Here is a 20,892-nt window from a genome sequence, read left to right on the forward strand (position 1 = left end):
ATGGGGACTGGCCAGGCCAACGTCAAGGCATACAACCGACAGCTGTGCGCCCTGATAGAGCAGGGCAAGGCCAAGCCCTCATGGATCGTCTCCCACGAGCTGCCGCTGGACCAGGCCCCCGCCGGCTACCAGCACTTCGACGCCCGTGACGACGGCTGGACCAAGGTCGTCCTCCACCCCAACGGCTCTGGCTGACCGACGGGCGATCCCTGGCCAAGGCTCGCCCCAATGACACCGGGAACCTGGCTTTCGCGCGTTGGCCTTGTTCACTGGAACCAGAACCGACAGTGCCTGGACACGAGATTGAGCAGCACCCGAAGTGCTGCAGAAATCGAACAGTTCATGACTTCGGACAGCGCGGGAGTCGCGTACCTCGCTACGCCGCGGTACGTGAGCCGTCGATTCGCGGCGGACCTTTACAGCTGCGGCGGCTCAACGTGGGGTAGCGCGGGGACGGTACGGACCACCGCATTCAGCGCGAAGCCTTGGTCGCTGCTCAGGCAGTGCTGACGGCTCTCTGCACCGACAGTGACGGCGTGGCTGCTGACGAGCGTCTTCCGCGAGCCCTGTTGAATGACCACCAGGACGGCGAGGGGCGTGAACTGCCTCATGGTGGAGGGGCACGGCGCGTGATCCTCGAGTCCGCAGGCGATCTTGTCGAGGTGCTGGAGGACCTGGTCAGGGGCGAGGTCGAGGTCGGCGAAGGCGCAGGCTGGGCCCCCACGCTTAACGACCACGCACCGATCATTCAGCAGAATCTTCGGACCCGGACGACCTTAGCCAGCGACGCATCTCCGGCTCAGGTCACTGGGCTGAATAGTCGCCGTGGTCGTCCTGGAGCATGTGGCGACGTTCCTGTTCGCGCTTGGAGTAGGCGGCTGCCCGGATCGCCTCGTCGCTCTCCAAGCCCGATCCCAGTGCGCCGCCGACCGTTGCGACCGAAGCGACGAACCATGACAACGTCCAGTAGCCCGTTGCGTGCAGCGGGGTTCGTGTCATGGAAGCGAACACTTGGTCGTTGAGGATAAACAGCGCCCACACCAAGTTGATGACCATCAAGCCCACGTAGCAGACGAGCACCCCGATACCCACGGTCACGACCGTCGAGGCGTTGTAGAGTCTCGCCCTCTGCCTCGCCTCCAGCGAGCCCTCTGCTGAGCGATGCCATAGCTCCGCGTCTACGATCAGCCAGCCGATCATGACCCCGACGGACCCGACCATGGCGATCACGAGGCGCGGCGCGCTCAGGGCCTCGGACAGGCTCCAGACAGTGGAGTTCACGGTGGCGACTGCTCCCGTGGCAAGTGCGGCCGCCAGGGCTTTCGACAGACCCGGCACCAACCGCCACGGTCGGTTGGCGCGGACCATACCGACGAGCACCCGCAGGTATCCGCGCGGCCCGCTGACGACGTACCGAAGATCGGCGGTCTCCTCCCCACCGACCGGGACCGGGTGGATGGGTGCGAGTCGACCGGCAAAGGGCCCCAGTAGCTGCTGACTCTGCGGAGGTCCTTCAGCCCCAATGGCCTTCGGGCCTGCCAAGCCCAGCACGGCTTCTTCCACGGCCCGCCGAGCCCTCGTATACAGCCGAAAGCCCCCCAGAGAGGGAAGGGACAACAGTGCCAAGCCGTGTTCGTGACTCAGATTCACAACGAGCTTGCGCCCGTGCGTGTGCAGCGGAAGGTCGGTGAGGGCCACGACAATGTCCCAGTTCTCAGCTCTTCCGCGGTGCATGATCCGGCGCATCAAGGTGGACAAGTCCTCGGTCCCTGCGGTGAAGGGCTCACTGACCACCTCGACGTCGAACCGTCGCCCTTGGCCCGACTTGTCGGCGAGCCGAGCAGTAAGTGTCCGGGCCATGCGCTGCGCGATCTCCGTCGGCGCATCCGGATCCGCCAGGAGAGCCACGACCGTAACGCCCTGGGACGACACCCGCATGACTGGACCCTTCTCGTCGGCTGCCCCCCGACCGCCCGTGCCCACAGGATGCCCGCGAGGTATCGCCGACGCCGCGTGACACGCTGGCCCCTGCCAGCAGGTGCAGGCGGTACGGTCAGATCTCCTCGTCCCCCCCGTGCAGGGCCTGCCCCACCACCGGGCCACGGTTGCGTGCGCCACCGCGAACACCCGCTCCGCGCCACCCCGGGCACCGCGACGAGATCGATGGGCAGCAGGCCCGCCTCCTGTTCAACCTCGTCACCGTGATCACCTTGTTCATGGGCATCACTGCCTCTACGCCGCGCGTCCCCTGCTCGTCCATGTCACTGCGGCGTTCCTGCTCACACCGCAGTCGTTGCGTCCCCTTGTCCTACACCAGCACGATGCCGAGTGCCTCTCTACGGCCCGCCACCGGCCGGGGCCATCGAGGCCCGCGGTGCGGACCAGGTTGCCCGTCTTTTCCCGGTGCTCGTGCACGAGGCGGATAGCCATGGCACCCTCACCGGCCGCCGACGCCACCCGTTTGAAAGCGTGTTGCAGAAGGCTTTGGGCTGCCGGCAGCGCGGCGACAGTCTCCACCACGCTGTACAGGCCATCGCCCGCATGCACAACCTCGCCCTCACGGCATGACCAGCAAGGCCCCGAACCGCAGCTCAACCTGCCTACCCACACCCTTGTGCAACACGCTTTTAGGCCGTGTATCGAAAATGGGTCCGGGATACCCCGGACCCTCGTGTGAGCGGGGCCCATGGCGGCGCCTGTCGCGCGGTTCCCGGTGCGATCAGGTAATCAGGAACGGTGGACAAGGACGCGACCGACCCCTTCGTGCATGTCCGGGGCGCCAGTGAGAACAACCTGCGGAACGTCGATGTCGACGTTCCGCGGGACGCGATGGTCGCCTTCACCGGCGTCTCCGGTTCGGGCAAGTCCTCGCTCGCGTTCGGCACGCTCTACGCGGAGGCCCAACGGCGCTACTTCGAGTCCGTGGCACCGTACGCCCGAAGGCTGTTGCAGCAGGTCGGCGCACCACACGTGCAGGAAATCACCGGACTGCCACCCGCCGTGGCCCTGCAGCAGCGGCGCGGGTCGCCCAGCTCGCGCTCGACGGTCGGCACCATCACCACGCTGTCCAATCTGCTGCGCATTCTGTACTCCCGCGCCGGCACCTATCCGCCCCGGGCCGCACGGCTGGAGGCCGAGTCGTTCTCACCCAACACCGCGGCCGGCGCCTGCCCGGAGTGCCACGGACTGGGCGTCGTGCACGACGTCGCCGAGGACCTGCTCGTCCCGGACCCCTCGCTGAGCATCCGCGAGGGGGCGATCGCCGCCTGGCCGGGCGCCTGGCAGGGCGCCAACCTGCGCAGTGTCGTGAGCGGCCTGGGGATCGACATCGACCGACCGTGGCGCAGGCTCAGGAAGAAGGACCGGGACTGGCTGCTGTACACGGACGAGCAGCCCTCCGTGTACATCGAGCCGGAGGAGGACCGCGTCGACTACGGCTACCAGGGCAAGTTCTGGAGCGCCCGCAAGCACGTCATGCACGTCCTCGCCGACTCCAAGAGCGAGAAGATGCGCGAACGGGCGCTCCGGTTCGTCAGGAGTGTGCCCTGCCCCGAGTGTCACGGCAGCGGACTGCGGCCCGAGGCTCTCGCCGTGACCTTCGCCGGACGTTCCATCGCCGAGATCAACGCGATGCCGCTCACCGAGGTCGTGGCGCTGCTGCGGCCCGTCGCGGCGCGGTCCGAGGCCGAGGCCACCACGTCGACCGCCCGATCCGGGGAGACGACCGAGGTCGCGGTCCGGATCTGCGGCGATCTGGTCGCGCGGGTCGACGTACTGCTCGACCTGGGCCTCGGATATCTCAGCCTCGGACGCCGCTCGACGACCCTGTCGCCCGGCGAGGCGCAGCGCCTGCGGATCGCCACCCAGCTGCGCTCGGGGCTGTTCGGCGTCGTCTACGTCCTCGACGAACCCTCCGCGGGGCTGCACCCGGCTGACGCGGAACCGCTGCTGGACGTGCTGGACCGCCTCAAGGCGGCGGGCAACTCACTGTTCGTCGTGGAGCACGACATGGACGTCGTACGGCGGGCGGACTGGGTGGTCGACATCGGCCCCGGCGCGGGTGAGGGCGGCGGGCGCGTGCTGTACAGCGGCCCGGTCGCCGGTCTTGAGCGGGTCGGGGAGTCGGCCACGAGCCAGTACCTGTTCGGGCGTGCCCAGCCGCTCGATCACCGCCCGCGCACACCGCACGGCTGGCTGCACCTGAGCGGCGTCTCCCGCCACAATCTGCACGACGTGTCCGTCGACGTACCGCTCTGTGTACTGACGGCGGTGACGGGTGTCTCCGGTTCCGGAAAGTCGACGCTGGTGACGCAGGTGCTCGCCGAGGTCGTCCGCGGCCACCTCGGACTCGTACCCGAGGAGCCCGACGAGGCGCAGCTGGAGGTCGACGTCCAGGACGCGTCGGGGGTCGAGTCGTTCGACCGGCTGGTCCGGGTCGACCAACGGCCCATCGGCCGAACTCCCCGGTCCAACCTGGCCACGTACACGGGGATGTTCGACGCGGTGCGCAAGCTGTACGCGGCGACGGACGAGGCCAGGGCGCGCGGCTACTCGGCCGGGCGGTTCTCCTTCAACGTGCCCGAAGGGCGGTGCGAGACCTGCCAGGGCGAAGGATTCGTCGCGGTGGAACTGCTGTTCCTGCCCGGCACCTACGCGCCGTGCCCGGCCTGCCAGGGCGCCCGGTACAACGCCGAAACGCTGGAAGTCACCTATCGCGGCAAGAACATCGCTGAAGTGCTGGCGCTGTCCGTCGACGCCGCCGCCAAGTTCCTGTCCGCCGTCCCGGCCGCCTCCCGCAGTCTGGAGACGTTGCGCGAGGTGGGACTGGGGTACCTGCGGCTGGGCCAGCCCGCGACGGAACTCAGCGGCGGTGAGGCGCAACGCATCAAACTGGCCACCGAACTGCAGCGAGCCCGCCGCGGGCACGCGCTGTACCTGCTCGACGAGCCGACGGCGGGGCTGCACCCCTCGGACATCGCGCTGCTGCTGCGACAGCTGCACCGGCTCGTCGACGCCGGGAACACGGTCGTCCTCGTCGAGCACGACCTGGACACGATCGCCACCGCCGACTGGGTCATCGACCTCGGGCCGGGCGGCGGCGACGCGGGCGGGCGGGTGGTCGCGGCGGGCCCGCCGGCCAAGGTGGCGAGGGCCCGCCGCAGCGCCACCGCGCCCTATCTCGCGGCCCGGCTAGCGCGCTCCTGACGACGGCGCGAGAGGGCTGAGCACCAGTCAGCCGGGTTCGGGGCGCAGGGGCGCGCGTGTCGCCATGCTGCGTTCCAGCTTGTGGCGGACCTCGCTCGCAAGGTGTCCCGCCTGGGCCCACGGCACGATGGGTTCGGAGACGTGGCGCATCTTGATGTCGGTGTGCTGGGAGATCTCCCGTAGGACGTCCCGGCTGTCCTCCGCGCGCAGGCCGGCCAGCGTGACGATGATGCCGATCGCCCTGCAGATCGCCCTGATTGCGGGGCCCGGCCGCATGCTGGTGTGCGCGGGCATGTCCAGTACCTCAGCGTCCGTGCAGCCAACCACATGCACCCCACGGTGGCGGCAGTTGAATACGAACGTACCCGTGCAGCGGCTCCCTGGGACCCAGAAGATGGGTCGAAGCCGTCGGCGTGTGCTGCGGATCTACCCGCAGCTGAACCAGGCCACCGCGATCCAGTTCCTCGACTACGTCATCCAACGCCTGCCGTTCCAGGTCGAGGTGATCCAGACCGACAACGGCGCCGAGCTCCAGTCCGCGCAGGGTGGGTGAGCGCAGGGGATCACACCACGATGCAGCGTGAGGGCGACCAAGTTCACCGAAACTCTGACGACGACGGCAAGTCGGCATTCGCCGACACGCCAGATACGGTCTGGCCATGGCCATGGCCTTGTTCCGCGACGAGGCGGAGCACGCGCTCCCGCTCATGGCGGCCCCAGGTTTCCTTGGTTGCGAGGATGCCGACGAGCCCGATCACGGCCGCGCCGAGGTAGAGCAGGGCCGCGCCTGGCCAGCCGAAGGCCCCTACCAGGGCGGCCGCGAGCAGTGGGGCGAAGCCGCCGATGGCCGCGGCGATCTGGTAGCCGAGCGAGGCTCCCGAGGTACGGGTCGCGGTGCGGAACTGCTCGGTGAGTAGAGAGCCCTGGGTTCCTGTAAGTGATGCGTGGATGAGGCCGATTCCGATGATGAATACCGTTGCTACGAGGGCGGGTTGGGCAGAGTTGGTGAGCAGATACATCGGGAAGGCGAAGAGGATCGCCGCGACGCAGGCAGCGATATATATCGGGCGGCGTCCGATGCGGTCCGTGAGTGCGCCGGCGAGAAAGGTGACTGCAATGGCGAGAAGGCTGGCGACGGTGATGGAGCCCAGGGCGACGGGCCTGAGACCGGGGTGGCGTTCGGTGATGTAGTTGAGAAGGTAGGTGGCGGTCGAGTAGTAGGCAAAGGATTCGACGACGCGCAAGGCTATGACGCGCAGGATGCCCTGCCAGTCGTCAGTCAGGGTGGCTCGGAGCGGGTTCTTCCTGGTCTCGCCGCTGGCCTGGGCTTCCTGGAACTCAGGGGATTCGGAGAGCCGGGAGCGAACGATCAGTGCGACGATCACGAGGATGGCGCTGAGCAGGAAGGGGGTCCTCCACTGCCAGTTGCCGTCGAGGGTGTCGCTCCACGCGAACACACCGCTGGCCAGGGCTATGCCCAGCGGGTTGCCTGACTGGGGTATCGCGGCAAACATGCCCCGGCGGTGCCACGGTGCGTGTTCGTAAGCCATGGTGATCGCTCCGCCCCATTCGGCTCCGAACGCGAGGCCCTGGATCATGCGGATGGCCACGAGCAGGATCGGCGCGAGCACACCGACTTGTTCGTAGGTGGGCAGGGCGCCGATGAGGAACGTTGCCGCGCCCATGACGGTCATCGCTGCGACGAGGACGGGTTTGCGGCCGAACTTGTCGGCGAAGTATCCGCCGATGGCGCCTCCCAGCGGGCGCATGACGAAGCCGACAGCGAGAGTCGCGAAGGAGAGAAGAGTGCCGACGAACCGGTCGCTCCCGGGGAAGAAGACCGCTCCGAAATAGAGAGCGGAGGCCGTGCCGTACGCGATGAAGTCGTAGTTCTCGACGCTGGTGCCGAAGGCAGCAGCGATCGCTGTCTTGAAGCGGTCCTTGGAACCCAGCGCGCTTTGCCGTCCGGCGGGGGTACTGGTGGACATGAGGTTCTCCTTGATCGGTCGCCGGATCGTTGCCGGCGTCTACGCAGCGAGGAGGATGGGGCCGCACGAGGGCAGGCCGGTCCATTGAGTGAGTGTTTTCGGGCATGCCGAGGAGCCGCCCGGCGTAGTCGTCTGTGGGTAGGGCGAGTTCGGTGTCAGCGAAAGAGCGGGTGCACTCGCTTTGGGGGGTGTGGGCGGTCGGTCAGGGAGCCGACGTGAGGGCGTCGAGCGCGTTGAGTTTTGCGACGCGACGGCGGGTGTCTTCGTCGTCGTCGAAGACGGCCCCGAGGAACTCACGGATGATGTCGGGCACGAGTGCGTGCGGGACGAGCCAGGCCCCCATCGCGATGGTGTTGGCGTCGTCGTGCTCGACTGCCTGGTGGGCGGAGTAGGGCTCGTGGGCGAGGCCACAGCGGATGCCGGGAAGTTTGTTGGCGGCCATGACGGCGCCCTGGCCGGTGCCGCATACGAGCACGGCCCGATCGGCGGAACCGGAGAGCACAACTTGGCAGGTGGTGCGGGTGATGTCCGGGAAGTCGACGGGGTCGCAGCTGTGGGTGCCGCAGTCGATCACTTCGTGGCCGAGAGCCTCAATGGCTTCGTGGACGGCGGCCTTGAGCGCATATCCGGCGTGGTCTGCGCCGAGGGCGACCTGCATCGTTGGTCCTTTCAAGATGGGTGCACTGCCTCCCGCCTGATGGGTGACGGGCGTTGCAGTGCTGGGGCGTGTGTACCGGCGATAAGCACAGTCGACTGTCATGCGGGGCATTGCCTGCTCGGCCGCGGGCGCCATCAGGGTGCGCACCCATTCGCTTGGGTGGGGTGCTCTCCGATCGGCCGACTGCGTGTCGGCCGATCGGGTTGCGACACGTTGGCTGGGACGAGGCGAGGGGTTGAGGTGGTCACTGTCTTCGTGACGGCGGTGCCGAGGGTGCTTCGGATCCTCATCGGATGTCCTGCACGGACCGGTCGACGAAGGTGGTGGGAATTCGTTGTCCGGGTGCGGTGCGGTCTGCGATGAGGTCGACGAGCCCGCGTACACCGAGCCGGCCGATCGACGAGGCGTCGTTGCGGACCGCGCTGATGGGCGGCGAGGTGAACTCGAACCAGTCCAGGTCGTCGAAGGAGACGACCTCGATACGGGCTGCCTGCTCTGCGCCGAGCCGCTCGCGTAGCGCGCGCACGGCTCCCAAGGTCGTCTGGCCGTTTGCGCCGAACACGGCGGTGAACGTGACCCCGCGGTCGAGGATGCGGCACATGGCCTCTGCCGCACCGCCGGCCAGGAAGTCACCGGCGTCGAGCAACCTGTCGTCGGTACTGATGCCGTGCGCCTGGCGCCCGGCGAGGTAGGCGGCGCGGCGCTCGGCTCCAGTCGAGAGCGTGTCCGGGCCGCCGATGAACGCGACGTCGTGATGGCCCCGTCGCTGCAGCCAGATGAGTACCTGCTGGACGCCTTGAGCGTTGTCGGTGCCGTACAGCGGGGCGTCGACGCCTTCGATCGTGCGATTGAGGAACACGAGTGGCAGCCCGGAGGCGAGCGTGGCCGCGACCTGCGGCGAGACGGTGCCCTGCGGCGAGAAGAGCAGGCCGTCGATGCGTTGGGCGGCGAAGGTCCGAAGGTAGGCGTCGGCCTGCTCCGCGTCCTCGTTCGCGTTGGCCAGCAGCACGGTGTAGCCGTGGTGGCGTGCCTCCTGTTCGGCGGCGTGGGCCAGTTCGGAGAAGAACGGGTTGCGGATGTCCGAGACGAGCAGTCCCAGTACGTCGGTTCGGGCCCGCCGCAGGGAACGGGCGGGTCCGTTGGCGATGTATCCGAGCTCAGCTGCGGCCGCGAGCACGCGGGACCGTGAGTCGGCCGAGGTCTGGCTGCTGCCGCTGAGTACCCGGGATGCGGTACCGAGTGCGACCCCGGCCCGTGCGGCGACGTCCTTGATCGTGGCCACCCGCCCCACCTCCTTGTGGAAACGTTTCCATGAACGGAACAAACCTAAGATCGCACATCGACCGTGAGATGAGCAAGGTTCCAAGAGGAAACGCAGGAGCGCAGGACCGACGCCGAAATGCCAGACGGCCGGGCCTACTTCGCCGCTACGTGCAGGCTCCGTGGCAGAGGATGGGCGCCTCGCCGTCCGTGCGGTGCCCGGCTCGGCGAGGCCCAATTCCCGCTGCCTCGCTGGGACACCGGCATGCTGCTCGCCCAGGTCGAGGCAGTGGCCCGACGGGCCGGGCGCGCCGCGGTGCTGGACGCATGGGGTGAGGACTTGGACCTGATGCGACCGCAGTAGGAGCGCACCGTGGGAGCTCCCGCACGGCCACTTTGGCGGTCTGAGGCTCTCGCAACAGGCCCTAGTCCTGGCCGGGATGAGCCCGCCGGCAGCGCAGTTGCCGTCTCAGCCGAAGAACAGCGGGGCGCCGAGCCCACCGGCAACCTCCTGAACGACCCGCCCAAGCATGCAACTGATCGTCCAAAGGGAACAGCCCCATCCCGGAGCCCAGTTGAGGATCACGGACGTGTACGGCATGCACGTCACGTGCCTCGCGACCGACCTCCCTGACCGGCCGATCGGCGAGCTCGAGCTCCGTCACCGGCTGCGGGCCAGGGCCGAGGACCGGATCCTCGCCGCCCTGGCCACCGGCCTGCGCATCCTGCCCCTCCACGGTCAGAGGCGTCGTTGTGAGTGAAGTGCGGTGCTGTCGGGTCGGGCCGCCCCAGGGGTCGTATGGCGGCCCGGTTCACCCGGGACGGCGTGCAGCAGCACCTCCTGAACCCCGCCACATGGGATGCCGACGTGGTCCGCGACGACGTGCGGGCGCGGGCTACGGTGCTGAAGTCGGTGATCCGTCCGCAACCGGGCGTCCGGAACCGCTGGGTACCGGCGGGACGTGCTTGATCACATGGACGTCGAAGATGAAGAGCAGGCGGCCGTGCAGAAGCGTGGCGGCAAACGCCGGTGGGTGATCGCGGGCGGTGCGGCTGTCATCGGGGTCGTTGTCGCGGTCGGAGGGGTTCTGGCTCAGTCCGGGCCCCAGGGCATCGCCGGACCCCGCACCTGCCACACCGTGGTTCACGGCACCGCGCCCTCCGGCGCTCCGGCGAATGGCGCCCAGGCGCCGGCTGGTCACGCGCCCGCCGCGGACTTCGACGGTGACGGTCACCCCGACCTGGCCATTGGGGCACTGGGCGACGTGGAGAACGGCAGTGGCGGCGGCAGCATCGCGCTGGCGTACGGATCGGGCAACGGGACCGGTCTCGCACGCTGCCAGTACCTCACGCAGAACGACGCCGGGATACCGGGACAGGCCCGGGACGAGGCGTTCTTCGGGACCGATGTGGTGGCCCGCGACTTCGACGAGGACGGGTACACCGATCTCGCCACCGCCGTCTTCGACTGGAAACCGAGCGTGATCATCATGTGGGGTTCCCCAGACGGGCTGAAGAGTGCCGTCCGGGTGCCGGGGACGGACGGCAGCCACGTCTCCTGGGCGCTGGACCCGATCCTGGAGGAGCAACTCGTCGCTGGTGACTTCGACGGGGACGGGCATGCCGATCTGGTCTTCGGGCTCGGTTCCGACAAGGGCCTGCTCAAGGGGCCTTTCAAACGCGACGGAACCCCGGCGGGCACCGGCCCGGTGTCCGCACCGCGCCGGCCCGCAAAAGACATCGACACCGTGAACTACCGGGGCCTCGTCGCCGGGGACCTGGACGGCGACGGTGCCGACGAGTTGATGGCCTTCCACCACGACCAGCCCCTCGGCACAGCCCGGTTCGAGGAGCGCTGGCCGGTCAGTTACTTCCACGCACGCGGCGACGGCCTCGCCCAGCCAGATGACATCGACCTCCCCGACGCGGCGGCAGGGGCGGTCGGCGACGTGGACGGCGACGGCGTCGCGGACCTCGTGCTCGGTCCCCGGCGCGGCAAGGTGAGCCATAGCTCGGTGAGCGTCGTGTACGGCTCCAAGGCCGGGCCGGGGAAGGGGATACGGTCGACGACCATCGACCGCGACACCCCGGGCGTACCCGGCGAGGAACCCCAGGACGAGGACGCCGCCTTCACCTCCCTGGACACCGGTGACGTCAACGGTGACGGCTACGCGGACGTGGTGGCCGGCTCACCCCGGAGCAAGGAGTACGCGAAGACGGGCCCGGAACAGGTGCTGCTCCTGCTGGGTGGTCCAAACGGCCTGACCGGTAAGGGAGCCCGGGTCATCGATGCGGGCGACATCGGCGGCAAGAAGAGCGCGCGGGCCACATTCGGTATGTCGGTGCGCCTCGTCGACATGGACGGCGACCAGCGGGCCGACCTGACGGTGGCCGCGCCGGGCGACGACAAGATTCGCAGCTCCGCATGGCTGCTGCCCGGCACGGACCAGGGGCTGTCGACCGGCGGCGTCACCCGGCTGTACGGCGACAGTTTCGAGCGCACCGGGAAGCTGGACCTGTATATGGGAGGCGGCGGGATCGCCCGCTAGGCGCGCAGCAGATGAGTGGAGACTGCCCAGAGGCGCTCGGCGATGGTGGGATCGAGCGCCCGGGCGACGATCCCATCCGGTGCCCACAGATGGGTGTGCCCCGACGGCGAACAGGGAGGTAGCCGTCTTCGACTGAGTAGGTGTTTTCGAACTCCTCGCGGTCAGACCGGGCAACCTGGTCCGCAGACTGGCTGTCAGTGCGACCGTCTAGGTTCAGCGCATGACACAGATGGATCTTTCTGCGTTCGAGCGTGAGTGGACTCGCTTTGAGTCGTGGCTCCATGCGAACTCGCCCGCCGATCACGCCATGTTGCGAAGGCCGGCGGACCCCGAGCGGCTCATCGAGTTGGAGTCGCGGCTCGGCTTCGACCTGCATCCGGAGCTCAGGGCACTGCTGCAGCAGCATGATGGAGCTGCTGAGCCTGTTGGCGCTCCTGGTTCCCGCAGTGGCCTTCCCGCTGGTGCATTTCTTCCGTCGGGGCACCGGCTTAGCGGTGTGGACGACATCGTGATGATGTATGACGTGCTCGTGGACGTCGGCAACGACAACGTCGATGCCGATTTGTGGGAGGGCGATGCCCTGGCTGTGAATCTGCGTCGCTGCGTGCCGTTCGCACTTCCCAACGATGGCGGGGTTGCCTTTGTCGATCATCGCCCCGGACCCTCATACGGTCACGTGTATGAGATGGGCATCGGGTCCGGGGACCTGGACGGAACCCTCTGGGCAACCAGTCTGACGCAGTTCTTTCGAGTCTTGGCCGATGCCTTGGAATCTGACGGTCCGTTCCTCTACTACTGGCCCACGCCTTTCGAAGACGCATCAGGCCACCGTTGCCTGGAGTGGCATATCCGAACCTGACGTGGTCGGCTACGACTTCCTCTCCCAGCGGTCGGTACGGGGGCCTTTACGTGCCGGGCGACGGGTCATGAGGGTGATGAATGCCCAGTTCAGCTGGGCTTCGGAGTGGTGCGGGAGACATTCGTAGTCGCGTGCGTCGCGGCGGGCGTTCATGCACCAGCCATTGTCCGCTCGACTTTCCAACGCCGGGGCAGGACGACGAAGCCCTTGGTTGCTCTTGGGCCGGGAGACGATGCGTAGGGTGAGCCAGAGGCGTTCGCGGGCCCAGTTGGCGAGGTCGCCGGCGTAGCCACGGTCGGCCCAGATCTGGGTGATCTGCGGCTGGGTGAGGCGCAGGCGTCAGAAGACGTCGCGGGCGGCGTCGCGGTCCTGGATGTCGGCGGGCGTCACCGTGATCATCACGGCCAGGCCGAGCGTGTCCGCGGTGATATGTCGCTTACGGCCGTTGATCTTCTTCGCGGCGTCGTAGCCGCCGCTGTCCTTGCCGACGATGGAGGCGCCCTTGACCTGGCGAAACCGGGGACACTCGCTCTCACCAGGGCGGATGAGATATTCGGCAAGCGCAGGGGTGACGAGCACTGCGGGCGAGTTCCGCCGCCGCAGTCGATGACCTGACCTCGGCCGTAGCCGACCGTGCCGCAGCGGAGACGAGCAAGATCGCTACCCCGGCCGAGGCCCGGACGTCGCTGTACGCTGCGTCCATGCAGTCGTCCGCCCCTTCCTCACCTCACAGTTCCGCGCCCACGGGTCCTCCCGCCGACCCCGCGCAGCGCGGGCTTTTGACTGAGCGCATCGCTCGCCAGTTGGAGCACGACATCCGGTCCGGTGAGATCGCGGTGGGAGCGAAGCTGCCTTCGGAGCGTGAGCTGGCCGCTCAGTTCGGCTCCAGCCGGAACGTCGTCCGGGAGGTGCTGCGGCGGCTCGAGGCCCAGCATCTGATCGAGGTCGCGCCTGGACGAGGTTCCTTCGTGCGTGAGCAGAGCTCCGGGCAGGCGAGGGGATACGACGCGCTGTACAGAGCGGGTCGGCCCACGGTCCGTCAGCTCATCGAGGCCCGTCTCCCGTTGGAGGTGGAGATGGTGCGACTCGCGACCCAGCACGCCACTGACGAAGACCTGGCGACGATGCGTCACGCGTGCGACGCCCTGGAGTCGGCGACCGATGTCGTGGTCAAGGCGCAGGCCGACATGGACTTCCACGACGCCGTCGCGGTGGCGAGCAAGAACCCCGTGCTGCGGATCATGCTGTCGTCGATCAGCGGAATGATGTTCGAGATGATGCTGCGTTCGAACTCGGACCCCTCGATCGGCGAGGAAGGAGTGCCGCACCATCCGGAGATCTTCGAGGCGATCGAGGCACGAGACGTGGAACTCGCCGGCGCACGCATGAGGGAGCATCTGATGCTCGGGCTGCGTACCTATGGGCCGGACCTCGATGTGCAGGTGGACACCATGGCGCGTAACCACATCGAGACTCTGCTGGAACGGGCGTCGCGGGGACGCTGAGTAGTCGGCGGGGGTCGGGTGCCGCCGGCACCCGGTCCGGGCCGGGCCCTGGCGGGCCGACCTGGCAAAGGCGGTCGGCGCGTGAGCAGTTGAGATTTGTGGATCTTTTCTCTCGGGGGTGTTCCGGATCTGCGGAGCCTGCTACGGTCCTGTCCGGTCCAACTGGTACTACCAGTTGGACCGGACAGGACCGTAGGACTTTGAGAGCGTCCACAGCAGAAAGACGAGGACAACGATGTCCACGAGCAGTCGGCTCCTGAGCCGCCGCTCCTTCGGCAGGCTGGCCGCAGGGATCGCTGGAGCTGCGGGGACAGCGGCGCTCGGCGCCTGTTCGCCAAGGACCGGAAAGCCGTCGGCCAGTGCTCCGTTGCGGATCATGGCGATCAACCACGTGTGGTCGCAGGCGATCAAGCGTCGGACGAAGGAGTTCGAGGAACGCATCGGGCGCCGGGTCTCGCTGACCCTGCTCACCGCCGACCAGCTGACCAGCAGTTTCAACGTCAAACTCAACGCGTCGGGCACCGACGTCGACGTCATGATGGTGCGCGCGCTCCAGGACCAACTCCTCTTCGCACACAACGACTGGCTCGCCGATCTCACCGACCGGGTGGAGGGCGACAGCGAGTTCGCCTGGACGGACTTCCAGAAGGCGCCGCGCGAGATCTCCGTGACGGCAGGCAAAGTACTGAGCGTTCCCGTGGTGACCGAGCGACCCACGCTGTACTACCGCAAGGACCTGGTCCAGGACGCCGGCGGACCCCCGCGCACCCTCGACGCGCTGATGTCCTCCGCCCTGGAACTCAGCCGACGCAAGCAGGGGTTCTACGGATACGTGGGCCGCGGACAGCGCAATGGCGCCGTCTCCCAGTGGTCCAGCTTCCTCTACTCACACGGCGGCGACTTCGTCATCGACGGCCGGTCCGGCATCGGGACCCCGCAGGCACTGGCCGCTTACGACTACTACGGAAGCCTTCTGGGGAAGGCGGGGCCGCCCGGGGCCACCAATATGAGCCTCGAACAGGCCATGCCGATCTTCGCGCAGGGCAAGGCGGCGTTCTACATCGACGCCGACGCGATCTACAGCAACTTCCTCGACCCGAAGATCGCGAGCCGGACGGTACGGGACACCGTCGGATTCGCCCCCTTCCCCGCGGGACCGGCCGGTGCCAGGCCGCACAACATCGCGTCCTGGAGCCTCGGCATCAACAAGTTCTCCCTGCTGCGTGACGACGCCTGGCAGTTCATCAAGTGGGCCGCGGGCCCCGACATGTCGGCGACTCTCCAGGCGGACGGCATCCCTGGCGCTCGCACCTCCGTGTGGGCCGACTCCAAGACGCTCAGGTCCTTCCCGCCCGACCTCGCCGAGGCCATGAGCCTCAACGCAAAGCGAGGCCTGGGCTACGACCGCCCCCGTGTTCTCCAGGTCGGCCGCGCCCGGGACATCGTCGGCCGCCCGCTGGTCGCGGGGATTCTCGGCGAGTCCGTTCGGCCCGTCGTACGGGACGCGGACGCGGAGTTCGCCGATTTCCTCGTCCGCGACAACCGACACAGGGAGTCCTGATGACCGCCACCGAGATCTCCGCACCCCGGGCCGACGCCCGACCGCCCCATAGCCGCACGCGACGCACCCGCCCGCCGCGCACCTTCGAACAGGCCAACCGTCGCCTGAAGTGGGCGATGCTGGCCCCCGCCCTGCTCTTCGTCGGCCTGATGATCATCTTCCCGCTGGCCTTCACGCTCGACCTCAGTCTCACCGACGCGTTCGGAGCAGTGAACGCCGACAAGAGCCACATCGGTCTGCGGAACTTCGCCGACGCGCTGGGCGACGCCCGCAGGTTCTGGCCCGCGGTCCGCCGCACGATCGTCTTCACCCTCGGCGCTGTGGTCCTGGAGACGGTGTTCGGCCTCGCCCTCGCGATGCTCATGCGCAAGCCGTTCCGCGGCATGCGCTGGGTGCGCACCGTCCTGATCATCCCTCTGCTGGCTACACCGGTCGCGATCGGCATCCTCTGGCTGCTGATCCTCGATCCCACCAACGGCATCGCCAACCACCTCCTCGCGGGTCTCGGACTGCCTCGCCAGGAGTTCCTCGGCTCGGTGGGCCAGTCCCTGCCGACGCTGATGCTCATCGACGTGTGGCAGTGGACACCGATGATGACCCTGCTCCTGCTGGCCGGCCTGACCACACTGCCCGAGGAGCCCGAGGAGGCCGCCCTCGTCGACGGAGCCAACGCCTGGCAGCGCTTCCGCTTCGTCGTCCTGCCCATGCTCGGCCCCACCCTCGCGACCGCACTCGTACTCCGTGCCGTCGACGCCCTCAAGACCTTCGACATCCTCTACGCCACCAAGGGTGCAGGCGGCGGCTCGGACTTCGAGGTGGAGACGCTCAACGTCTACGCCTACGGGCTGACCTTCGACTACCAGGAATACGGCCTGGCCGCCGCCGTCCTGGTGCTGTTCACGCTGTTCATCATCGGTGTCGTGGTCCTGCTGCGCCGCCGCGGCGGAAGGAAGAACGCATGAGTGCCACCCTCACCCCCGCCCGGCCCTCGCTCGCCCCGCCGTTCCGCCGACGCCGCCGGCTGGCCTGGCTGCGCGGTACCGCGATCGGGCTCGTCACCCTGGTCTTCGCGCTGCCGCTCGTGTGGATGTTCGCCGCCGCATTCAAAACCAACCTTCAGGTGACCGACCCCTCCGTGGGCCTGTGGTTCACGCCCACTCTCGACAACTTCCGCAGCGTCGTCGAGGCCGGGCAGATCGTCCGCTCCATGGGCAACTCCCTTCTGGTGGGCGCGGTCTCCACCGCCCTGTCCGCCGTCATCGCGGTGCCCGCCGCCTGGGCCGTGGGCCGATTCGGCATGCGTCGCACCGGGTCTGTCATCCTCATCGCGCGCATCGTCCCGGCGATCTCCCTGCTGGTGCCGTGGTACTACCTGTTCGCGCAGATGGGGCTGGTCGGCTCCTACACCGTGCTGATCCTCAGCCACATGTTCGTATCCGTCCCGCTCATCATGTGGATCATGATCAGCTTCTTCGCAGGACTCCCGGTCGAACTCGAAGAAGCCGCCCGCACCGACGGGTTGAGCGCCTTCGGCGCCTTCTGGCGGATCTCCCTCCCGCTCGCCGCGCCGGGCACGGCGACCGCCTCCCTCTTGGCCTTCGTCTTCAGCTGGAACAACTTCATGTTCGCGCTGGTCTTCGCCGACGACCGCACACAGACCGTGCCGGTGACCCTCTTCAACTTCATCTCGTACGCGAGCACCGACTGGGGCGGCCTCATGGCCGCCTCCACCCTGATCACTGTCCCCGTGGTCATCGCCGCCGTCCTCGGCCAGAAGTACCTGGTGGCCGGCCTGACCTCGGGCGCCACCAAGGGCTAGGCACTGCCTCCCACGACACCGGAAAGAGCACACGTATGAAGATCGTCGACGCGAAGGTCGTCGTCACGAACCCCGGACGCAACTTCGTCACCCTGAAGCTGACGACCGACGACGGCCTCACCGGCCTCGGCGACGCCACTCTCAACGGCCGCGAACTCGCCGTCGTCAGCTACCTCACCGACCACGTCGCGCCCCTCCTCCTCGGCCTCGATCCACACCGGATCGAGGACACCTGGCAGTACCTGTACCGCGGGGCGTACTGGCGGCGGGGTCCCGTCACGATGGCCGCGATCGCCGCGGTCGACGTCGCCCTGTGGGACATCAAGGCCAAGGCCGCCGGCCTCCCGCTCTACCAACTCCTGGGCGGCGCCAGCCGGGACCGCGTACGCACCTACGGGCACGCGAACGGGCGCGACATCCCCGAACTCATCGACTCGGTGCGGGCCCGGCTCGCCGAGGGCTACCAGGCCGTCCGCATCCAGTCGGGCATCCCCGGCCTCAAAGCCGTGTACGGCGTGCACAGCACCGACGACGACGGCTCGGCCGTCCTGCATCAGCAGGCCCGCCCCCTGGTGGAGGACTGGGACACCGACGCCTACCTGCGCCACATCCCGGCCGTGTTCGACGCGGTACGCAGCGAGTTCGGCGCCGAACTGCCCCTGCTGCACGACGCGCACCACCGGCTCACCCCCGTCCAGGCGGGCCGCCTCGGCAAGGACCTGGAGCCCTACCGGCCCTTCTGGCTCGAGGACTGCACCCCCGCCGAGAACCAGGAGGCGCTGCGCCTGGTGCGGGCCAACACCACCACGCCGCTGGCGATCGGCGAGGTGTTCAACACCGTGTACGACTACCAGACCCTGATCACCGAGCAACTCATCGACTACGTACGGTCCGCGGTCACCCACTTCGGAGGCGTCACACCGCTGCGCAAGCTGTTCGACTTCGCGGCCCAGTACCAGATCAAGAGCGCCATCCACGGCCCGGAGGACATCTCACCCGTCGGCATGGCGGCGGCCGTCCACCTCGACCTGGCAGTCCACAACTTCGGTATCCAGGAGTACTCGGGCCACACCGCACTCACCGAGGAGGTGTTCCGCCACGCCTACACCTTCACCGACGGACACCTGCACCCGGGCGAGGCCCCCGGCATCGGCGTGGAACTGGACGAGGACATGGCCGCTGCTCACCCCTACGAGGCGGCCTATCTGCCCGTCAACCGCCTGCAGGACGGAACCATCCACGATTGGTGAGCCACCGTCCGCCAGCTCACAGCACAGTCTGACCCTCCGGTTCCGGTGGGTCGCCGTGCTCCAGAGCAAGGCGAGGGAAGGAGGACGGCTCACTTCCCTCGCCGCAGTCCGTACTCTGCATCACCCCGGCCTTCCGCGGGCTAAGCGGGAGAGGGTCAGGTAAGTCGATGTCCCATCTTCGCCGACTGGCGGTTGTGTGCCTTCGTGTCCCACCACTCTTCCAAGTGGGCGTGCACGAGGTGTACGAGCTGACGCAGTCGGTCCGGAGGGGGCGCGGGCGCGGTGAGTACACCCGTCCAGGACCTGTCGCCCCAGGGCAGAGTGACTTCCCAACGCTCAGCTGGGCGGCCTTGGCGGCCCACAGTCAGCCAGTACGTCAACGTCGAGCTGCGGTCTTGATGGTGCTCGACCGACAACTTGAGGATGCCGAAACGGAGTCCGTCAGCGGTGACGTACGAGCGGCTCAGGGCCTGCTCGGCAGGCGTCTGTTCCTCCATGGGAGCAATTGCCCTTTCCCTCGGTCCACGCCCCGACGCGGCGTCTAGCAGGCTGGAGACGTTGGCCAGGTCGTGCGCGACTTCCAAACGTCGACGCCCTCGGCAAGCTGGATGTGATCACCGCGTCCCCCTCGCCGGAGCCTGGGACTCCGGCGCCGAGGAGTGGACCGCGAAGGACGCGAAGGAGCGGGAGGAGTACGCCAACGATCTCGGCGATGGCCGCTCGCTGATTGAGGTCTCCGCGAAGACGAACCGGTCGAAGGCAGACCAGGACCGTCCATGTGGATGCCACTTCGAAGGCGACCGCTGCGAGTACATCGCCGACTGGATCGCCGTGAAGGTCCGCTGGCAGCTCGCCGTCGACCCGTCCGAAGAAGCGGCTCCCGCCGAGAACGCGACCCGCTGCCCCAACGCACCGGTCAAGGTCACGTTCGCACTCTGACGTTGCTCCTGGGCCACGCCCGTCGGATCGCCCTGCTCATCCAGAGCAGGGCGTGACTTCCATTCGGCCTAGGAGCGACGTCTTACGAGGTTGGTGGGTGTCAGGGCCGTGCAGCAGGCCCTCTCATATGGGAAGAAGCTCAGTGGGGGAGCTGGTGTGAGTGCGGAGCTGCGGGCATCGTCATACCCGGGCTCGGGGCCCGTCTGTGGTGCTGTACACGTACTGAGCGATCCACATGTCCCGGCCGTCAGTGCCCGCTTTGGCGGCGAAGTACGCGCACTGAAACCCGGACTTCCCACCTAGCGGGACCTTCTTGACCCTGGGCATCGTGTCGCAGCGCAGGTCCGTTCCTGCATCGTGGTTATTGCCCCAGAAGTACTTGAGGACGCCCTCACGGGTGAGGATGCCGGTGCTGGGCTCTGCTTCGTATCCGTCGCCCATGCCGCCGAATCCTGGCTTGCCCGTGAACTTCACCGGCCAGGTCACATCGATGCCCTCATACGTGACCGTGCAGGTGACGCTGGCACCTTTGGCCGGCTTGACGGAGTCTTTGTCGCATCTGGCGCTGGTCTTGCCCTGGGCGCCGGCCATGTCCACCGTGCGTGTGCGCAGCTCGTACTTGACCTGTTCGATGAACGGAGCATCCGGCTCTGGCTCCGGTACGCCCTCACCTTCTCTGGGTGGAGTCACCGTCGGCGACGAAATCGGCTTGCCCACCGGCGAGCCGATGACCGAAGGCTCAGCCGTACCGCCGCTCTTCTCGTCCGTGGCGCTGCTGCAACTCGTGAGCAGTAGGCAGGAAAGGGCGGCGGCAGCTATCAATGATCCCCGTGTGCGGTGCATGACGATCACAGTAGCTTCCGGTAGCGGCACCCCTACGGTGGGGCCACCCTGCGATGGCTCACTCACGAGACCGACGAACTGCCGAGCCGCCCGCCCAGATCCACGAACAACGTCAAGGACAGGGACACAACGCGGCAGACATCACGGACGAAAGGGCTTTGCAGGCGGGGGAGGGGGAGTAGCGCCCGAGAGGAATGTGGAGTTCGGCAAGTTCGGCGCCCGCGGCATCAAGGGCTATGAGGCCGCGGCCCGTCAGCCCCTCGCCCACTTCATCGCCACACCCGTCACCCAGCGCCGCGGCATGATGGCCCGCCCGCACTACCTCATGCGCTCCGAGCACGCGAAAGCGGCCGCCCGCGAGGCGGGCCTGACGGTCAACGAGCGCACGCTGAAGTGCTGAAGTGCTGAAGTGCTGAAGTGCTGAAGTGCTGGAGCGCTGGAGCGCTGGAGCGACCG

The 20,892-nt window shown here is 67.8% G+C and carries 18 protein-coding genes and 3 pseudogenes; 13 read left to right on the plus strand and 8 right to left on the minus strand.

From position 1 onward, the window contains the following. Nucleotides 1–195: pseudogene (locus ACIPWY_RS37415) on the plus strand (aldehyde dehydrogenase); the annotation flags it as partial. 221 nt (nucleotides 196–416) lie between these two features. On the opposite strand, the gene ACIPWY_RS37420 reads toward ACIPWY_RS37415, so the two are convergent. Continuing rightward, nucleotides 417–737 carry a hypothetical protein gene (locus ACIPWY_RS37420; protein WP_362909579.1) on the minus strand — a complete coding sequence of 107 codons (321 nt, stop codon included), beginning with the start codon at nucleotides 735–737 and terminating at the stop codon, nucleotides 417–419. 67 nt (nucleotides 738–804) lie between these two features. Then, complete coding sequence (locus ACIPWY_RS37425; RefSeq protein WP_393706169.1) at nucleotides 805–1,938, minus strand: hypothetical protein; 1,134 nt, start codon at nucleotides 1,936–1,938, stop codon at nucleotides 805–807. Nucleotides 1,939–2,736: 798 nt separating this feature from the next. Here ACIPWY_RS37425 and uvrA point away from each other — a divergent pair. Continuing rightward, a complete protein-coding gene (gene uvrA, locus ACIPWY_RS37430) occupies nucleotides 2,737–5,205 on the plus strand; it encodes an excinuclease ABC subunit UvrA (RefSeq protein ID WP_393706168.1) in 2,469 nt (822 codons plus the stop codon). Nucleotides 5,206–5,232: 27 nt separating this feature from the next. On the opposite strand, the gene ACIPWY_RS37435 is transcribed toward uvrA, so the two are convergent. Continuing rightward, the gene (locus ACIPWY_RS37435) at nucleotides 5,233–5,499 is read right to left on the minus strand and encodes an ANTAR domain-containing protein (protein ID WP_362909584.1); all 267 of its coding nucleotides are present in this window, start codon (nucleotides 5,497–5,499) and stop codon (nucleotides 5,233–5,235) included. A gap of 100 nt (nucleotides 5,500–5,599) precedes the next feature. On the opposite strand from ACIPWY_RS37435, the gene ACIPWY_RS37440 reads away from it, so the two are divergent. Then, nucleotides 5,600–5,758 carry a hypothetical protein gene (locus tag ACIPWY_RS37440; protein WP_362909586.1) on the plus strand — a complete coding sequence of 53 codons (159 nt, stop codon included), beginning with the start codon at nucleotides 5,600–5,602 and terminating at the stop codon, nucleotides 5,756–5,758. Nucleotides 5,759–5,801: 43 nt separating this feature from the next. Here ACIPWY_RS37440 and ACIPWY_RS37445 read toward each other — a convergent pair whose 3' ends face one another. The 3 genes from ACIPWY_RS37445 to ACIPWY_RS37455 form a co-directional block, all read right to left on the minus strand. Beyond that, nucleotides 5,802–7,193, minus strand: coding sequence for an MFS transporter (locus ACIPWY_RS37445; RefSeq protein ID WP_393706167.1), 1,392 nt, complete (start codon nucleotides 7,191–7,193; stop codon nucleotides 5,802–5,804). A gap of 202 nt (nucleotides 7,194–7,395) precedes the next feature. Next, nucleotides 7,396–7,851, minus strand: a complete 456-nt coding sequence (locus tag ACIPWY_RS37450) for an RpiB/LacA/LacB family sugar-phosphate isomerase (RefSeq protein ID WP_393706166.1) — start codon at nucleotides 7,849–7,851, stop codon at nucleotides 7,396–7,398. Between the two features lie 286 nt (nucleotides 7,852–8,137). Continuing rightward, a complete protein-coding gene (locus tag ACIPWY_RS37455; RefSeq protein ID WP_362909592.1) occupies nucleotides 8,138–9,133 on the minus strand; it encodes a LacI family DNA-binding transcriptional regulator in 996 nt (331 codons plus the stop codon). Nucleotides 9,134–9,601: 468 nt separating this feature from the next. Here ACIPWY_RS37455 and ACIPWY_RS37460 point away from each other — a divergent pair. The 3 genes and pseudogenes from ACIPWY_RS37460 to ACIPWY_RS37470 form a co-directional block, all read left to right on the plus strand. Continuing rightward, nucleotides 9,602–9,848, plus strand: a pseudogene (locus tag ACIPWY_RS37460) (IS1380 family transposase); the annotation flags it as partial. A 237-nt stretch (nucleotides 9,849–10,085) separates the two neighbouring features. Continuing rightward, complete coding sequence (locus ACIPWY_RS37465) at nucleotides 10,086–11,660, plus strand: VCBS repeat-containing protein (protein ID WP_393706165.1); 1,575 nt, start codon at nucleotides 10,086–10,088, stop codon at nucleotides 11,658–11,660. Between the two features lie 220 nt (nucleotides 11,661–11,880). After that, on the plus strand, nucleotides 11,881–12,519 hold the full coding sequence (locus tag ACIPWY_RS37470) for an SMI1/KNR4 family protein (RefSeq protein WP_401536792.1): 639 nt from the start codon (nucleotides 11,881–11,883) through the stop codon (nucleotides 12,517–12,519). A 339-nt stretch (nucleotides 12,520–12,858) separates the two neighbouring features. Here ACIPWY_RS37470 and ACIPWY_RS37475 read toward each other — a convergent pair whose 3' ends face one another. Next, nucleotides 12,859–13,098: a transposase gene (locus ACIPWY_RS37475; protein ID WP_401536794.1), complete on the minus strand. Its 240-nt coding sequence runs from the start codon at nucleotides 13,096–13,098 to the stop codon at nucleotides 12,859–12,861. 122 nt (nucleotides 13,099–13,220) lie between these two features. Between ACIPWY_RS37475 and ACIPWY_RS37480 the strand changes: the two genes are divergently transcribed. The 6 genes from ACIPWY_RS37480 to ACIPWY_RS37505 all read left to right on the plus strand — a co-directional run bounded on the left by ACIPWY_RS37480 (nucleotide 13,221) and on the right by ACIPWY_RS37505 (nucleotide 19,593). Next, nucleotides 13,221–14,024, plus strand: a complete 804-nt coding sequence (locus tag ACIPWY_RS37480; protein ID WP_393706163.1) for a FadR/GntR family transcriptional regulator — start codon at nucleotides 13,221–13,223, stop codon at nucleotides 14,022–14,024. A gap of 235 nt (nucleotides 14,025–14,259) precedes the next feature. Continuing rightward, nucleotides 14,260–15,585, plus strand: a complete 1,326-nt coding sequence (locus tag ACIPWY_RS37485) for an ABC transporter substrate-binding protein (RefSeq protein ID WP_401536796.1) — start codon at nucleotides 14,260–14,262, stop codon at nucleotides 15,583–15,585. Then, nucleotides 15,585–16,547, plus strand: a complete 963-nt coding sequence (locus tag ACIPWY_RS37490; protein WP_401536798.1) for a carbohydrate ABC transporter permease — start codon at nucleotides 15,585–15,587, stop codon at nucleotides 16,545–16,547. Before ACIPWY_RS37485 ends, ACIPWY_RS37490 begins: the two co-directional genes overlap by 1 nt. Further along, complete coding sequence (locus ACIPWY_RS37495; protein ID WP_362909603.1) at nucleotides 16,544–17,404, plus strand: carbohydrate ABC transporter permease; 861 nt, start codon at nucleotides 16,544–16,546, stop codon at nucleotides 17,402–17,404. Before ACIPWY_RS37490 ends, ACIPWY_RS37495 begins: the two co-directional genes overlap by 4 nt. Before the next feature lie 35 nt (nucleotides 17,405–17,439). Continuing rightward, entirely contained in the window at nucleotides 17,440–18,654 is a 1,215-nt protein-coding gene (gene manD / locus ACIPWY_RS37500; protein WP_393706160.1) for a D-mannonate dehydratase ManD, read from the plus strand. Nucleotides 18,655–19,212: 558 nt separating this feature from the next. Beyond that, complete coding sequence (locus ACIPWY_RS37505) at nucleotides 19,213–19,593, plus strand: HNH endonuclease family protein (protein ID WP_401536801.1); 381 nt, start codon at nucleotides 19,213–19,215, stop codon at nucleotides 19,591–19,593. 180 nt (nucleotides 19,594–19,773) lie between these two features. Here the strand turns inward: ACIPWY_RS37505 and ACIPWY_RS37510 are convergent, their stop codons facing one another. After that, nucleotides 19,774–20,436 carry a hypothetical protein gene (locus ACIPWY_RS37510; RefSeq protein ID WP_401536803.1) on the minus strand — a complete coding sequence of 221 codons (663 nt, stop codon included), beginning with the start codon at nucleotides 20,434–20,436 and terminating at the stop codon, nucleotides 19,774–19,776. Nucleotides 20,437–20,632: 196 nt separating this feature from the next. Here ACIPWY_RS37510 and ACIPWY_RS37515 point away from each other — a divergent pair. Further along, nucleotides 20,633–20,830, plus strand: a pseudogene (locus ACIPWY_RS37515) (transcriptional regulator); the annotation flags it as partial. Between the last annotated feature and the right edge of the window lie 62 nt (nucleotides 20,831–20,892).

The organism is Streptomyces sp. NPDC090032 (assembly GCF_044748025.1).
GTDB lineage: Bacteria > Actinomycetota > Actinomycetes > Streptomycetales > Streptomycetaceae > Streptomyces.

Coding starts and splice junctions, on each gene's coding strand:
- ACIPWY_RS37470 (WP_401536792.1), top strand. CDS start 11,881: ATGACACAGATGGATCTTTCTGCGTTCGAGCGTGAGTGGACTCGCTTT.
- ACIPWY_RS37480 (WP_393706163.1), top strand. CDS start 13,221: ATGCAGTCGTCCGCCCCTTCCTCACCTCACAGTTCCGCGCCCACGGGT.
- ACIPWY_RS37495 (WP_362909603.1), top strand. CDS start 16,544: ATGAGTGCCACCCTCACCCCCGCCCGGCCCTCGCTCGCCCCGCCGTTC.
- ACIPWY_RS37465 (WP_393706165.1), top strand. CDS start 10,086: ATGGACGTCGAAGATGAAGAGCAGGCGGCCGTGCAGAAGCGTGGCGGC.
- ACIPWY_RS37435 (WP_362909584.1), bottom strand. CDS start 5,499: ATGCCCGCGCACACCAGCATGCGGCCGGGCCCCGCAATCAGGGCGATC.
- ACIPWY_RS37445 (WP_393706167.1), bottom strand. CDS start 7,193: ATGTCCACCAGTACCCCCGCCGGACGGCAAAGCGCGCTGGGTTCCAAG.
- ACIPWY_RS37485 (WP_401536796.1), top strand. CDS start 14,260: ATGTCCACGAGCAGTCGGCTCCTGAGCCGCCGCTCCTTCGGCAGGCTG.
- ACIPWY_RS37440 (WP_362909586.1), top strand. CDS start 5,600: ATGGGTCGAAGCCGTCGGCGTGTGCTGCGGATCTACCCGCAGCTGAAC.
- manD (WP_393706160.1), top strand. CDS start 17,440: ATGAAGATCGTCGACGCGAAGGTCGTCGTCACGAACCCCGGACGCAAC.
- ACIPWY_RS37510 (WP_401536803.1), bottom strand. CDS start 20,436: ATGCACCGCACACGGGGATCATTGATAGCTGCCGCCGCCCTTTCCTGC.
- ACIPWY_RS37490 (WP_401536798.1), top strand. CDS start 15,585: ATGACCGCCACCGAGATCTCCGCACCCCGGGCCGACGCCCGACCGCCC.
- ACIPWY_RS37425 (WP_393706169.1), bottom strand. CDS start 1,938: ATGCGGGTGTCGTCCCAGGGCGTTACGGTCGTGGCTCTCCTGGCGGAT.
- ACIPWY_RS37450 (WP_393706166.1), bottom strand. CDS start 7,851: ATGCAGGTCGCCCTCGGCGCAGACCACGCCGGATATGCGCTCAAGGCC.